Raw genomic sequence first — 15,166 nt, forward strand, 5'->3', positions numbered from 1 at the left:
TGCACAACGCGCGGCCAGCGCGCGGTCGCGCTGCGGCTATGATCGGATGACCCCACCTGCCTGCGAGCGCGCATGAATCTGCAACTGCGATGTGTGGCCGTGTTGCTGAGCCTGGCTGGCTCGGCGCATGCGCTGGAGTTTTCCAAGGCCGAGCTGGCGCGCGCCACTGCGCTGCAAAAGCGCCTGGTCACCCTGGATTCGCATCTGGATACGCCGGCCAATCTGGAGCGGCCCGACTTCGATATGTTGCAGGCGCATGCCGGCAATCGCCTGTCGCAAGTGGATTACCCGCGCATGGTCGATGGCGCGCTCGATGGCGGGTTTTGGGCGGTCTACACCGGCCAGGGCAATCGCAGCGCCGCCGCCCATCTCGATGACCGCGATGCCGGGCTGCAGCGGCTGATGAAGATCCATCAACTGCTGGCCGCACAGCCGCAGCGGTTTGCGTTTGCGAGCACGCCCGCCGATGCAGCGCGCATCAAGGCCGACGGCAAGCGCGTGGTGTACATCAGCATGGAAAACGCCAGCCCGCTGGTCGCCGACCCCACGCTGCTGCGCTTCTATTACGCGCAGGGGCTGCGCCTGATGAGCACAGTGCACTTTCTCAACAACGAGTTCGCCGACTCGGCTACCGACCCCAAGGGTCCGGAGTGGAAGGGCTTGAGTCCGGCCGGCAAGCAACTGGTGCAACAGGCGCAAGCGCTGGGCATCGTGATCGATCAATCGCACGCCTCCGATGCGGTGTTCGATCAGTTGATTGCGCTATCGCCGGTGCCGATCGTGCTCTCGCACAGCGGCGCGCGTGCGGTGTACGACCATCCGCGCAACATCGACGATGCACGCTTGAAGGTGCTGGCCGAGCACGGCGGGGTGATCCAGGTGAATTCCTACGGTGGCTATCTGGTCGACAGCGGTGCCAGCCCCGAGCGCAAGGCCGCCGAAAAGGCGCTGACCGATCAGTACGGCGGCTGGGAACACGTCAAGATCGCCGACGGCACCGCCCTGAGCGCCGCACTCAAGGCGCTGGATGCGCGCTACCCGATCAAGCGTGCCACCGAAGAGGATTTCTTCGCCCATCTGGAACACGTGCTGGCCGTGATCGGGCCCGACCACGTGGGTATCGGCATGGATTGGGATGGCGGCGGTGGTGTGGTCGGGCTGGAAGATGTTTCCAAGCTCCCGCGCATCACCGCCTGGCTGCAGCGCAAGGGCTATACCGAAGCGCAGATCGCCGGCATCTGGGGCGGCAACCTGCTGCGGGTGATGCAACAGGCGCAGGACTACGCGGCCAGGCAGGCCAAGGCGACGTAGGGTGATGTACCGCACCTTGCAGGTGGCATTGCCGCAGCGCATCGCCGCGGCCGCGCCTTGTCTTTTATCGCAGGCGCGTCGCTGGTGAGAGTCGTCATCGCCCCGGATGCGTACAAGGAGAGCCTGTCCGCGCGCGCGGTGGCCACGCAGATCGAAGCCGGGTTTGCCGAGGTGTTCCCGCAGTGGCACTACACCACCGTGCCCATGGCCGATGGTGGCGAAGGCACCGTGGATGCGTTGGTCGCTGCCACCGGCGGGCGGGTGATCGCATGCACGGTCAGCGGCCCGCTCGGCACGCCGGTACAGGCCTTCTTCGGTCTGACCGGCGACGGCGCCACCGCGGTGATCGAAATGGCCGCCGCCAGCGGGCTGGCCCTGATACCGCCAGCACAGCGCGCGCCGTTGCATGCCAGCACCGCCGGAGTGGGTGCGTTGATCCTGGCCGCGCTGGATGCCGGCGCGCGGCGTTTCATCATCGGCATCGGCGGCAGCGCCAGCACCGATGGCGGCGCCGGCATGGCACAGGCGCTGGGCGCGCGGCTGCTGGACGCGCACGGTGCGCCGATCGGCCCCGGCGGTGGGGCACTGGCGGCGTTGGCGCGCATCGACACCGCTGGCCTGGACGTGCGGCTGCAGCAGTGCCACGTCGAGGTGGCCTGCGATGTCGACAACCCGCTGATCGGGCCGACCGGTGCCTCGGCAGTGTTCGGCCCGCAAAAGGGCGCCACCCCGGCGATGGTGCGCCAACTCGACGCCAACCTGCGGCACTACGCCGATGTGGTGCAGCGCGAGCTGGGCGTGCGCCTGCACGCGCTGCCTGGCGGCGGCGCGGCCGGCGGGCTGGGCGCCGGGTTGGTGGCATTCCTGGGCGCGCAGTTGCGTCCAGGCGTGGAGGTTGTCGCCCAGGCGCTGAGGCTGGAAGCGCTGATCGCACAGGCCGATCTGGTGATCACCGGCGAAGGCCGTGTCGACAGCCAGAGCCTGCGCGGCAAGACTCCTGTGGGCGTGGCACGCCTGGCGCAGCGGCACGGTATCCCGGTCATCGCCATTGCCGGATCGCTGGGCAACGGCGCTGAACAGCTGCACGCGGAGGGCATCGCTGCGATGTTTTCGGTGGTGCCTGGCGCCTGCACGATGGAGCAGGCATTGGCCGACGCTGCCCGCAATGTCCGCGTCACCGCACGCAACCTGGCGGCAGCGCTGCAGGTGGGCGGCGCGCTGATGCAGCGGTCTGCCGCCGATGACCGCGAATGAGGAAACACGTGGACCAGGCCAAGCGGGCGCCCACCCCCTGCACAGCGGCCGCAGCGCATCCCGTGTTCCGGTGCACGAAAGCGCTGATTGGCACTCATGCCCAGTCCGCTAGACTGGGCGGATTGCACGGGCACGAGCGAGCTTGCCGTTGAATCAGCGCGATACCGTTGTGTCATCCACCACCAGCGAAGCGCAGCGTCTGGCGCGGCTGGCGTTGTTGCAGGTGATCGATACCGAATCCGAACCGTTCTTCGATGCCCTGGCAGCCGCCGCACAGGCTATCGCCGGCACGCCCATCGCGCTGGTGTCGCTGGTGGACGAGCATCGGCAATGGTGGAAGGCCAACATCGGCTTGCCGGGCGTGTCCGAGACCCCGCGCGAGCTGGCGTTCTGCGCCCACGCCATCCAGGGCGATGCGGTGATGGAGGTGCCCAACGCCCCGGCCGACCCGCGCTTCTCCAGCAACGCCCTGGTCACCGATACACCCGGCATCCGCTATTACGCCGGCGCCCCCATCGTGCTGCCCGATGGCCTGCGCATGGGCACGGTGTGCGTGATCGACCAGCGCCCGCGTCAGCTGCAGCCGGCCCAGCTGGCAGCTCTGCAACAGCTGGCCAAAGTGGCCGCCGAAGGCCTGGAGCAGCGCCGGGTGATGCTCGAACGCGCCGACATCAACGCCCAACTGCAGCAGCGTCTGCGCGAGAGCGAAGCGTTTCTGGAGCGTACCGGGCGGGTGGCCGGCGTCGGCGGCTGGGAAGTGGATGTCGGCACCAATACGCTGACCTGGTCCGACGAAACCTGCCGGCTGCACGACTTGCCGCCGGGCTACCAGCCCACGCTGGGCGAAGCCATCACGTTCTATCCGCTGGAGGCGCGCGCGGTGATCACCGAGGCGGTGGAACTGTGCGTGCGCGACGGCACGCCCTGGGATCTGGAGCTGCCATTGATCAGCAGCACCGGCCGCCGCCTGTGGGTGCACAGCACCGGCGCGGTGGAACATGTCGACGGCCGCATGCGCCTGATCGGTGCAATCCAGGACGTCACCGACCGCCATCGCGCGGTGGATGCGCTGGCCGCCAGCGAGCGCAAGTTCCGCAAGATGTTCCAGTACAGCCTGGGGCTGATCTGCACCCACGACATGGATGGCCACCTGGTCAGCGTGAACCCGGCGGCAGCGCGCTCGCTGGGCCGCAGCGTGGGAGAGATGGAGGGCCGCTCGCTGTTCGAGCTGATCCGCCCGGAGCGGCATGACGGCGTGCGCGGCTACCTGTCGCGCATGGTGCTCGACGGCCAGGATTCCGGCGTGATCGAGCTGGTAGCCGGCGATGGCAGCCTGCGCCACTGGAAATACCACAACGTGCTCGACGTTGAGTCTGACGCCACCATCGTCCTGGCCCACGCCCAGGACGTCACCAACCAGCATCAGCAGGAAAAACAGCTGCTGGAATGGTCGTTCACCGACCCGCTGACCAACTGCTTCAATCGCCGCTTCCTGGACGACCTGGACAGGCGCGATGCCAGCGTGCGCTGGGGCTGCGTGGTGGTGGACCTGGACAAGTTCAAACTGGTCAACGACACCTACGGCCACCAGCGCGGCGATGAAGTGCTGGTGCAGATGGCCTGGTTTCTCAATGCCCCGTTGCGCCGGCAGGACCACCTGGTCCGGCTGGGCGGCGATGAATTTCTGGTGCTGCTGCACCAGGCCAGCGAGCAGCAGCTGCAAGAGCTGGTGCGCACCTACACGGCGGCCAGCGACGATGCGCCGATCCTGTTCACGCTGGGCACGGCCTTGCGCCAGGAAGGCGAAGCGCTGACCGCGGTGGTCGACCGGGCCGACCATTCGCTTTACGCCATCCGGCGCGCGCGGCGCGGGTCCGGGATCGGCCAGCAGCGTTAGCGGCTGGCCGCGTTGGACGTTCGGGTGGCCAGGCAAGGCCGGTTGCGCGTGGCTGGCGCCCTGCAACGCTGCAGAATCTGCCCCGAAACACGTGCTCCTGAATACGCGATCGCCTATCATGTAACCGTTTTCAACTACATGGATTGGAATGGATACCTTCGATCGCACCCAACTCAGCCCCAAGTGGCAATTTCGCTTCGACTTCTTCGACCGTCACGGCAGCCCCAAGGAGCCGTCCTACAAGGAGGCGCTGAAGACGCTGAGCTTCGGTGACAAGGTCAAGATCGGCATGAATTTCTATGCCTTCTTCTTCGGCTGCATCTATTTCTTCATCATCGGCCTGTGGCGCAAGGCGTTGAGCCTGATTGGCATCAGCCTCGTGCTGGGCATCGTGGCCTCGTTCCTGCCGGCCGCGTTTCAGAATGTGCTGTGGCTGCCGATGTCGTTATTGACCGGCATGATCGCCAACTACGCCTATTACCTGGACAAGGCCAAAGGCAGCACCAGCTGGAACCCGTTCGAAGGCATGCGCTGGATCTGACGTCACCGCAACACCGCAGCGCCGGCCCCTCCCGCCGTCGCCAACGTGTGGCCAAGCCCGGTCTGATGACCGGGCTTTTTTGTGGCGACGAAAAAGCAGGCGAGGCGTCGCTTGTCTGCGCGCCCCGCACTGATTCAAATCTACCGATTAGCCCTGACCTTCAGTTGTGGCACCTCCGCGCTTATCGCTAAATCCGCCCAATGCAAGGCCGCGATGAGGTCCTGGCTGAAACAACTTCGGACCGGCTCCTCGCGTCAGCGACGCCGAGAGCGCACATCAAGGAAAACACCAGGAAAACGAAGCTATTTGCAGGACTGCAACAAACATCCTGCTGAGGGTCAGGGCTAATCAGGCAAATCTATGGCTTGGCAGTAAGCTATCCAGACTTCAAGCACCGGAGTGTTGGCCATGGATTCTCTTCGCCAAGGGCACCGCATTGCCAAAGTTGTTTCGACCAGCGCTTTGCTGCTGGTATTGGCCGCATGCGCGGAGCCGTCGAATGCCCATCAGGAGAAAGCCATGCAGGATGTCACCTCCGCCGACCTTAAGCGCGAGCAGGACCGCATCGCCGCACTTGTCGATGCCGCCGCTCCTGAGCGTTCGGCGCCAATGATGACCTGGGACGGCTATCCCGCATTGCAACCAGGGGCTGAGCACACCCCAGAGCAGCTTCTGCAGCAGATCGAGGCACTCGCCAAGGCTCTCCATGTCCAAGCAGACTCCGACCCGGCCAATGTGGAGCGCGTGTTGGGTATTGCGCTTCCTCCCGACGCCAAACATGAGCGCAGAGGGGTGAGTGGCAAGGTGGGAGAAGGCACTTACGAGTGGGCGGTGTGGAAGCCGTCGCCCAAGCACCCCGGGCACCGGGTGCAACTGACACTCACCCCGACCGCCTGCCTTGCCTACGAGGCGCTGAAGAAGCAGATGGAGGCTGATCGGTTCCAGGTGTATGTGCCCACGTTTGGCGATGATCAGCGAATCACGTTCCACAAGGTCGTCGGCCCGTCGCTTGGGCTCTACATTGCCGCGACTCCTGACCGACGGGACGCACCGACCTGCGTGACGATCGTCCGCTTCGAGATGGAGCGCAGCGATGCCTGATACCCGCATCGAGCGCATGCTCCAAGAGACCGAACAGCAATCGTCTCTGTCCCCAAGTGCAGCCAAGGACCTCCGCGAGGCGGTGGAGTCATCGCCTTATCTGGTTGAGGTGATGACCAAAGCCATCGACAACGGCGACCTTGAGCACATCAAGTTCGCTCGCACGCCCAACGAAGGTGGGCACTACAACCACGGCGAAAAGACGATCAGCGTCAACGCCGATGTATTGCAGCGACCGACCCGGTCAGAGCGGATAGACCAGCTCACCGGAGTCCTAGGGCACGAAACGGGGCACGCTTTGATGGCCCGTTCCAATGAGATCAGCACCTACAAGCTGTCCTATCGAATCGATGAGGCGCTCAAAGAGGGTGCGCGCTACGGCGAGGCAACGGTGGAAATCACTCCTTTGGCAAAGGAATACATCAACGCTTCCCGGGAAAATGAAGCGCTCGCCGAACTGGTATCGATGAATTCGGTGGCCAGTCGGGTCAAGCACCAAGACCCAGACGTCAGCCAAGCCGAACTGCTTCAGCGCCTCGACCCGACTACGCCCTGCGTCACGAACGGGCGGTTGGCTCCAGGCATTCAGATGGATGCCCAGGCATCCAGCACACCGACAACCGCATCGACAGCCTTGCGGTAAAAGCCGTGGCGAGTTGTCAGTTCGATCAGTCCGGTAAAGGGCTGGGCGCGTTAGGGCAGTCTGACTACAACGCCCTTTACTTGTCTTACGTCGTGTCCGCCGGGGCTGCCGTATCCCGTGACTTGGACAGGGCTTCCAGCCAGTCGATTCCGAGCCTTGGCCTCAACCTGAAAGAGCTTGGCAGTTCGGTGGAAGAAGTCCAGGCGGCGGGGACTTCCTTGGGTGGACAGGGGAAAGCTTTTGGATTCACCGACACTTCCGACGGGCAGCTACGTGCCACCGAGGTGCGGCAGATCGGAAAAGGCGGCGTCGGTCAGCCGGACACGGTGCCCCAGTCCGTCTCCCGCGACCAGGCCGTGCTGGCCGACAGCCCCGCTCATGCCGACCATCAGACCTATGCCCGCATTCACGACTGGGTCAAAGGCACGGGGAACTGGAGCGACGAGGAAAGCAAAAATGTTTCGGCTGCACTTTACAAGCAGCAGACCGAAGACCCGTTGCTGAAGCAAGTAGACCAGGTCACCGGGGGCCTAGGCCGGGATGGGGCCCACAACGTCTTTGCGGTCTACACCCCACATGGAATGGGGGTCGCGCCAATGTTCCACACACATGTCGATGGCCGCCAAGCCGCGCAAGAACCGGCACAACAGAACCTTCAGCAGGCCGAAACCATCAGGCAGGATCAGGTCCGCCAGCAGGCGTTGGAACAGACGCAGCAGCAAAATCAGCAGCAGGAGCAGGGGCCAAGGATCACCATGGGCGGTCCTTGAAAGTGCTCACCGACGTGGCCGCCTCTAACTGAGAGATCACCGCCAGCCACGCCCACCTGCAATCGCTTAACGCGCCAAGCGCCTGATCTGCCCGAGCGTTGGCCTGCAATGGCTGCTGGTCGACAACCTGTTACTGCGCGGCAGTTACGCCATCAGTTTCCGTGCCCCCCACATGCATTCCCGGCTCGGCCAACCCAGCTCGGCGCAGGTGCGCACCCTGGATCACTCCCGTTGCATCGCCAGACGGGCACAGCCGCTTTTCGGAATCGCGGTGTTCGGAATCGGCATGCACCACTTGTAGACTCGGACTCCGGTACGCCGTCAGCACGCAACTGGCGAGGATTCACCTTAGTTCTACCGGCTGTTCCTAGTCGTCGTTCGAGCACCGTCGTCATGCTGATCGCCGCGTCTTGCAGCGGTCGGTGCGCGTCATTCCACCTGCGGCCTCGGCCGCTCTCCCCCGAGGTGTCTTGCATGCTCTCTGCCGTTGCATCCGATCGCTCTTCGTTGCCTATTCCATCAACCTCGCTGTGGCGCCGCGCCGCTGCCCTTTGCCTGCTCGGCATGGCGGTTGCGCCGCCGCTGGCCGCGCAGGACCCGGCGCAGGTCAACACCTTCATCGGCAGCAAGGACGACGGCAATACCTATCCCGGCGCGTCCGCCCCGTTCGGCCTGATCCAGGTCAGCCCGATCGGCGCGCACTACGCCGGCTGGCGCTACGACGACCCCAGCATCCGCGGCTTTGGGCATTCGTTTTTGTCCGGCGCCGGTTGTTGGGAGCAGGGCGGGCAGGTGTCGATCCTGCCGGTGACCGGCAGCATCGGCCCGGGTGGCGATTTCGACACCGCCGACGCCAAGACCTTCGACCAGAAACGCTATGCAGCGCGCTACACGCATGCCGGCGAAGTGGGCCAGGCCGGTTATTACAAGGTGCGGCTCACCGATTACGGCGGCATCGACGCCGAAGCCACTGCGCTCACCCGCGCCGCGGCCGAGCGCTACACCTTCGCGCCTGGCGCCGACACCGGCCACCTGCTGATCAACGTGGCCCAGGCCAACGACCGCCACGTGGTGATCGGCAGCCAGGTGCAGCTGGTCGGCGACCGTGTGGTGGAAGGCAAACTGGTCACGCAGAGTTTCTGTGGCGGCCACGAATACACCACCTGGTTCCGGCTGGAATTCGATCGCCCGTTCACCGCGCACGGGGTGTGGGGCGAAGACGGCGGCGTGCCCGGCGCGCGTCACGGCATGGGCGGCGAACTCAAACCCAATGGCGCCTGGCTCAGCTTTCCGCTGGGCAAGGGCAAGGACGCGCGCGCGGTGACCGTGGTCAGCGCCATCTCGCATGTCGATGCCGACGGCGCACGCAGCAACCTGCGCGCCGATGGCATGCAGGGCGGCATGCTGCTGAGCCTGGAGCGGATGCGCCAGCGCGCGCAGCAGGTCTGGCGCACCGAACTGGCCAGCCTGCAGCTGGACGGCGCCAGCAAGGACGACCGCAGCGTGGCCTACACCGCGCTCTACCACGCTTTGTTGCAGCCGCTCACCGGCAGCGATGCCGATGGCCGCTACCGCGGCTATGACGATGCGATCCATCGTGCCGAGGGCTGGACCTACTACGAGTACTTTTCGCTGTGGGACACCTATCGCTCGCAGAACCAGTTGCTCGCCTTGCTGCGCCCGCAGCGCGCGCGCGACATCGGCCGCTCGTTGCTGGCGATCCATCAGCAAGGCGGCTGGCTGCCGCGCTGGGGCTACGCCAACTACGACACCAACATCATGACCGGCGACCCGGTGACGCCGTTCCTGGTTGACCTGTGGCGCTTCGGCGCGCTACAGGGCAACGAGGCCGAGGCCTACGCCGCGCTACGGCAGAACGCCTTCGGCCAACCGCCGATCAACTCGCGGCATTCCGGGCGTTCGGGCAACGCGAGTTATCTCGCCAATGGCTTCGTGCAATACGACCGCGCGTTTCCGTCCAAGGGCATGGACGTGGACCCGCACCACGGCGGCTCGGCCACGCTGGAATACGCCCTGGCCGATTGCGCGCTCGCACAGATGGCCCAAGCCCTGGGCCATGCCGACGACAGCACGCAACTGCGCGCGCGCGGCGGCAACTGGCATCACGTCTGGGACGCCACGGTGCGCGATGCGGACACCAGCTTTGCCGGCTTCCCGCGTCCACGCCTGGAAGATGGCAGCTGGTACGCGCCGTCCAACGACCAGTACAGCCCACGCTCGCAACATGGCTTCCACGAAGGCACTGCCTGGCAATACCAATGGCTGGTGCAGCAGGACATCCCTGGCATGCTGCAGGCCATGCATGGCAGCGACCAGGCAGGCAAACGCCTGGACACCTTCTTCGCCTACGACGACCTGCTCAAGGACCCGCTCAACGGTGCACGCACGCATTGGGTGGTCGGCCCGTACAGCTATTACAACCAGTACCGCTACAACCCCAACAACGAGCCCGACCTGCACGCGCCGTGGATGTACACGCTGATCGGCCAGCCGTGGAAGACCGCCACCGTGGTGCGCGCCGCGCAGCAGTTGTTCACCAACGCGCCCAACGGCGTCACCGGCAACGACGACCTCGGCACGATGTCGGCCTGGTATTTGTTCAGCGCCTTGGGGCTGTATCCGGCGGTGCCGGGCAGCGGCGAGTTCCTGTTGCATGCGCCGCGTTTCAAGCGCGCCACGCTGGATCTGGGTAACGGCAAACGCCTGCGCATAGACGCCCCCGGCGCCGATGGCCGCGCGCTGCAGTACGTGCAGGGCGTGCGCTTGAACGGCACGCCGCAGACCAAGGTCTTCCTGGATTGGGCGCAATTGCAGCAAGGCGGCACGTTGTCGTTTGCGCTCACCAAGCAGGCGCCCACGCAAGGCTGGGGCACGCAAGCGGATGCACTCCCAACCTCGTTCTGCGCCACGCCTGCAGCCGCGCCTTGAGCCAAAGCGTCTCCCCTGGTTGCGGGGAGTGCGAGGGAAAGCCCTGACGTTGTCGGAGCATGTGCTAAAGCCCCTCTCCTGCGGGGCGATAAGGCACAGCTTGCGCGCCACTGGCGCGCGTGCCTGGGAGCGCCCGCGCTGCTAGCGCGGGCTGGGGCGCGGAGCGGGGGTTGGGGTGAGGGTACGGAGCGGGGGTGAGGGTAAGGAGCGAAGCCCCTGACCAAGTTGGATAACACCAGGCTTCGCCCGTCCCCTCATCAGGCCCTTCGGGCCACCTTCTCCCGATGGGAGAAGGGAGAGGTCAGCGCGCATCCGCAAGCAGTCGTGCAGCACAGGACTGCTACCGCCAAGACTTTCCCATCGACGATTCAACCTTGAAGGCGCGTGGCGACGCGTTCGTCATGCATGGCACTGAAAGATATCTGGGGCGCCCCTCATCCGGCCCTTCGGGCCACCTTCTCCCGATGGGAGATGGAACTACCCAACCTTCGCCAAGCGGCTATTCCGCCGCCCATACGCCAGATAGACCACCACGCCCAACACATTCCACAGCAAGAACCACAGCTGCGTCTTGCTCGGCAGGCTCCAGAACAGATACAGGCAGCCCAGGATCGCTACCGGTCCCACCACCCAGGCCAGCGGCGTGCGGAACGCCCGCGCACGGGTGGGTTCGCGCACGCGCAACACCAGCAAACACGCCGCCACGGCAGTAAACGCAGCCAACGTGCCGGCATTGGCCAACGCGGCGATTTCGTCCAGCCGCGCCACACCCGCCAACGCCGCCACCAGCACCGCGGTGAACAAGGTGATCGCCACCGGCGTGCCGGTGCGGGCGTTGACCTTGGACAAGCCGCGCGGCAACAGCCCGTCGCGCGACATCACAAAGAAAATCCGGCTCTGCCCGTACAGGAACGCCAGCAGCACCGTCGGCAGCGCAATGATCGCCACCGCACCGATCACCAACGCCGCCTTGCCGTGGCCCAGCTCGCGCATGATCAACGCCAACGGCTCCGGGCTCTTACTAAACACGGTGAAGCTCAACGCGCCCACTGCCGACAGCGCCACCAGCACGTAGATCAGCGTGCAGCCGATCATCGAACCGACGATACCGATCGACAGATCGCGCCCCGGGTTCTTGGTCTCTTCGGCGGCAGTGGAAATCGCATCGAACCCATAGAACGCAAAGAAGATGATCGCCGCTGCCGCCATCACCCCGCGCTCCACACCGTCCGGCCCCATCGCCTTGGAGAAGCCATACGGCATGAACGGCTGCAGGTTGGCGCTGTTGAAGGCCGGCAAGGCGATCGCCACGAACACAGCCAGCGCAATGATCTTCAGCACCACCAGCACCGCATTGAGCGTGGCGCTCTCCTTGGTGCCGGCCATCAACATGCCGGCCACCAAAAAGGTGATCACCACCGCCGGCAGGTTCACGATGCCGCCGGCGTGCGGCCCGGCAATCAATGCATGTGGCAGCTCGACTCCCACCCACTGCAGAAACCCGACGAAATAGCCCGACCAGCCCACCGCCACGGTGCTGACCACCAGCGAATATTCCAGCACCAGGCTCCAGCCCACCACCCAGGCGATGCTCTCGCCCAAGGCGGTGTAGCTGTAGGTGTAGGCGCTGCCGGCGGCCGGCATCATCGTGGCCATTTCCGCATACGCCAGCGCCGCGCAGGCGCACACGATGCCGGCGGCAACGAAGGACAGCAGCACGGCCGGGCCGGCCTTGTCCGCGCCCACGCCGATCAGCGTGTAGATGCCGGTGCCGACGATCGCCCCGATCCCCAGCGCAATCAGATGCGGCCAACTCAGGCTGCGCACCAGTTGCCGGCCGGCCTCGTGCACGGTGACCTGATCGATGGATTTGCGCCGGAGCCAAGACGACATGCGGACCTCGAAGGAACCAAAAGAATCGCCGAGTGTCGCCCAACGCGCTGCAGCAAAGCTATCGGTGGTGATGCGATTCGGGTTGAGGCGATGCGGCTGCGTGTCCGGAAGCTACGCAGACAGATGACCCATAGGCCGCCACAACGGCACCGCTAAGCCACCCCATTACACCCATGCCGCTGAAACCCGGCGCGCAGTCCGAGCTGCGCGTAATACGCCTCCACCGCAGGCAACTCCGGCCGATCGATCGGGCTGGCAAACCAGCGCTGCGTCGATAAGCCCAGCACGATATCGGCCAGGGTGAAGTTTGCCCCGAGTACGAACGGACCGCCGCGCTGCAGCTGTGCGTCGAGCATGGTCATATGCCGATTCCACTCGCGCACGCTGGCTGCAATCGCCTGCACATCGGTATGCGCCGCACTGCCACGCACCGTCGCCATGAACGCGTAACGCCAGGCGTTGTTGAGCTCGGTGGCCTGCCAATCCATCCATTGCTCGACCAGTGCACGTGCAGCGGGCGCACTCGGCAGCAGATCGTCGCGGTGGCTGCGCGCGGCCAGATACCGGCAGATGGTGTTCGATTCCCACAGCACCACCGTGCCATCGCGCATCACCGGCACCAACCCATTGGGATTGAGCGCGCGAAACGCCGACGTGTCCACCGAGGCAAATCCGCTGCCATACGCATGCAGCGTGTAGTCCAGCGCCAACTCCTCGCACAGCCACAGCACCTTGCGCACATTGATGGAGGTCGGCTTTCCGTAGAGTTCGAGCATGGTCTGTCGCAGATTTGGCAGGCTGCTCACCTTAGCGTGTCATCACTTTTTCGCGCAGTGACCCAGGCAAACCCCTGCACGAGCTCGACGCCCGCGTCGCAGCTACCGCCGCGCGCCGAGTGCGAACCTGCGCCAACCCACCGGGCACCGCGCCATGCCCCCGCACCGATGCATCCAGTCGCCAAGCCACTGGCGCAGCTGTTGCGACCGGCCCCGTTACACTGCGCGCATGTCATCCGAATCCCTGATCCTTCTCGGACTGCTCGTCGTAGTCCTCGTGCTGCAGTTGCTCGCCCTGCTGCGGCGTCCTTCCACCACCGGTCTGGAGCTGGCGCTGCGCGCCGAACAACGCGACGGCCGCGGCGAACTGCGCGAGCAACTCGAAGGCCTGGCGCGGCAGCAGGATGCGCGTCTGGAAACCTTCGCGCGCAATCTCACCGAGTTGTCCACCCGCACCGATCAACGTCTGGACCTGCTGCGCGATGCCCTTGGCGAAGATGCCCGCAAGGCGCGCGAAGAAAGCGGCCTGGCCCAGCAACGCACCGGCGAATTGCTGACCCTGCGGCTCACCGAACTACGCACCCAGCTCGAAGGCTTCGGCCAGCAGCAGGAAACCCGCATCCACGTGTTCGGCCAGCAACTGACCGACCTGATCGCACGCACCGACACGCACATGGCCGCGTTGCGCGAAGCGCTGGCCGAGGATGCGCGCAAGGGCCGCGCCGAAGCCGGCGAGTCGCAGCAACGCTTCACCGAAGCGCTGAGCCAGCGCCTGAGCGAACTCACCCAGCGCAACGAACTACGCATCGGCGAGATGCGCGCCACGCTGGAACAGCAACTGGCCAGCCTGCAAAGTGACAACGCCAGCAAGCTGGAACTGATGCGCGCCACCGTCGACGAAAAACTGCAGACCACGCTCAACACACGCCTGGATGCGTCCTTCAAGCTCGTCTCCGAGCGCCTGGAACAGGTGCAGCGCGGCCTGGGCGAAATGCAGCAACTGGCCACCGGCGTGGGCGATCTCAAGCGCGTGCTCAGCAACGTCAAGGACCGTGGTGGTTGGGGCGAAGTGCAGCTGGAGAACATCCTCGAGCAGACGCTGACGATGGAGCAGTACGCGCGCGGCGTGCGGGTCAAACCCGAGAGCGCCGAAGCGGTGGATTTTGCGATCCGCCTGCCCGGGCGCGGCGACGACACGGTGGTGTGGCTGCCGGTCGACGCCAAGTTCCCGCGCGAGGACTACGAACGCCTGATCGACGCGCAGGAGAAGGGCGACCTGGACGCGATCAAGCAGTCGACCGCGCAGCTGGAGCGCGCCATCCGCGTGCAGGCCAAATCCATCAGCGACAAGTACGTCAGCCCGCCGCATACGACGGATTTTGCGGTGATGTTTCTGCCCACCGAGGGCCTGTACGCCGAAGTCATCCGCCGCGCCGGCCTGGTCGATCTGCTGCAGCGCGAACATCGCGTGGTACTGGCCGGCCCGACCACGTTCACCGCCCTGCTCAACAGCCTGCAAATGGGCTTCCGCACGCTGGCCATCGAGAAACGCTCCAGCGAGGTCTGGCAGGTGCTTGGCGCAGTGAAGAGCGAGTTCGGCAAGTTCGCCGGCATTCTGGAGAAGGCCGAGCGGCAGATCAGCACCGTCGGCAAGAGCCTCGGCGAAGCCAGCCGCAAGACCCGCACCATCGAACGTCGCCTGCGCGGTGTGGAAACCTTGTCCGGCGACCAATCCCAAGCGCTGCTGGACGCTGCCGACAACGGCAACGACAACGGCAACGACGACGAAATCGGCGACGAGCAAGAGTGATCCACCCGCAGACGCCAGCCAACAGACAGCAAACGTAGGAGCGCACCCGGGCGCGACAAGGCATTACCGGTAACGCCTCATCGCGGCCAGGTCCGCTCCTACACTGCCAGCCGCAAGACGCGCACGATCGAGTGCGGCCTGCACAGCGCAGAAGTAGTTCGACCGCAAACGGCGATGCAGCAGCGCCCCTACCCAAGAGACAGCACACCGTAGGTAGGAGC

General features: G+C 65.3%; 10 protein-coding genes and 1 pseudogene. 9 read left to right on the top strand and 2 right to left on the bottom strand.

The annotated features are described in order from the left end of the window. The first annotated feature begins 72 nt into the window (after positions 1 to 72). The 8 genes and pseudogenes from ABQU90_RS19905 to ABQU90_RS19945 all read left to right on the top strand — a co-directional run bounded on the left by ABQU90_RS19905 (position 73) and on the right by ABQU90_RS19945 (position 10,466). Positions 73 to 1,311, top strand: a complete 1,239-nt coding sequence (locus ABQU90_RS19905) for a dipeptidase (RefSeq protein ID WP_323520805.1) — start codon at positions 73 to 75, stop codon at positions 1,309 to 1,311. 84 nt (positions 1,312 to 1,395) lie between these two features. Beyond that, a complete protein-coding gene (locus tag ABQU90_RS19910) occupies positions 1,396 to 2,565 on the top strand; it encodes a glycerate kinase (protein WP_323520804.1) in 1,170 nt (389 codons plus the stop codon). Positions 2,566 to 2,713: 148 nt separating this feature from the next. Next, on the top strand, positions 2,714 to 4,462 hold the full coding sequence (locus ABQU90_RS19915; protein WP_323521127.1) for a sensor domain-containing diguanylate cyclase: 1,749 nt from the start codon (positions 2,714 to 2,716) through the stop codon (positions 4,460 to 4,462). Positions 4,463 to 4,610: 148 nt separating this feature from the next. Further along, positions 4,611 to 5,003: a DUF2628 domain-containing protein gene (locus ABQU90_RS19920; RefSeq protein WP_115514765.1), complete on the top strand. Its 393-nt coding sequence runs from the start codon at positions 4,611 to 4,613 to the stop codon at positions 5,001 to 5,003. Between the two features lie 408 nt (positions 5,004 to 5,411). Next, the gene (locus ABQU90_RS19925) at positions 5,412 to 6,104 is read left to right on the top strand and encodes a hypothetical protein (protein ID WP_323520803.1); all 693 of its coding nucleotides are present in this window, start codon (positions 5,412 to 5,414) and stop codon (positions 6,102 to 6,104) included. Next, positions 6,097 to 6,747 carry a hypothetical protein gene (locus tag ABQU90_RS19930; RefSeq protein WP_323520802.1) on the top strand — a complete coding sequence of 217 codons (651 nt, stop codon included), beginning with the start codon at positions 6,097 to 6,099 and terminating at the stop codon, positions 6,745 to 6,747. The genes ABQU90_RS19925 and ABQU90_RS19930 overlap by 8 nt, the downstream gene beginning before the upstream one ends. Positions 6,748 to 7,103: 356 nt before the next feature. Then, a pseudogene (locus ABQU90_RS22845) lies at positions 7,104 to 7,517 on the top strand (XVIPCD domain-containing protein); the annotation flags it as partial. 474 nt (positions 7,518 to 7,991) lie between these two features. Beyond that, positions 7,992 to 10,466 (top strand): GH92 family glycosyl hydrolase, encoded by a 2,475-nt coding sequence (locus ABQU90_RS19945; protein WP_323520800.1) that lies wholly within the window; start codon positions 7,992 to 7,994, stop codon positions 10,464 to 10,466. Positions 10,467 to 10,943: 477 nt separating this feature from the next. Here the strand turns inward: ABQU90_RS19945 and ABQU90_RS19950 are convergent, their stop codons facing one another. Continuing rightward, positions 10,944 to 12,359 carry an amino acid permease gene (locus ABQU90_RS19950; RefSeq protein ID WP_323520799.1) on the bottom strand — a complete coding sequence of 472 codons (1,416 nt, stop codon included), beginning with the start codon at positions 12,357 to 12,359 and terminating at the stop codon, positions 10,944 to 10,946. Positions 12,360 to 12,511: 152 nt separating this feature from the next. Beyond that, a complete protein-coding gene (locus ABQU90_RS19955) occupies positions 12,512 to 13,135 on the bottom strand; it encodes a glutathione S-transferase family protein (RefSeq protein ID WP_115526521.1) in 624 nt (207 codons plus the stop codon). 277 nt (positions 13,136 to 13,412) lie between these two features. On the opposite strand from ABQU90_RS19955, the gene ABQU90_RS19960 reads away from it, so the two are divergent. Continuing rightward, positions 13,413 to 14,945: a DNA recombination protein RmuC gene (locus tag ABQU90_RS19960; RefSeq protein WP_323521126.1), complete on the top strand. Its 1,533-nt coding sequence runs from the start codon at positions 13,413 to 13,415 to the stop codon at positions 14,943 to 14,945. Positions 14,946 to 15,166: the final 221 nt, after the last annotated feature.

It is taken from the genome of Xanthomonas sp. WHRI 10207, from assembly GCF_040202975.1.
Taxonomy (GTDB): Bacteria; Pseudomonadota; Gammaproteobacteria; order Xanthomonadales; family Xanthomonadaceae; genus Xanthomonas.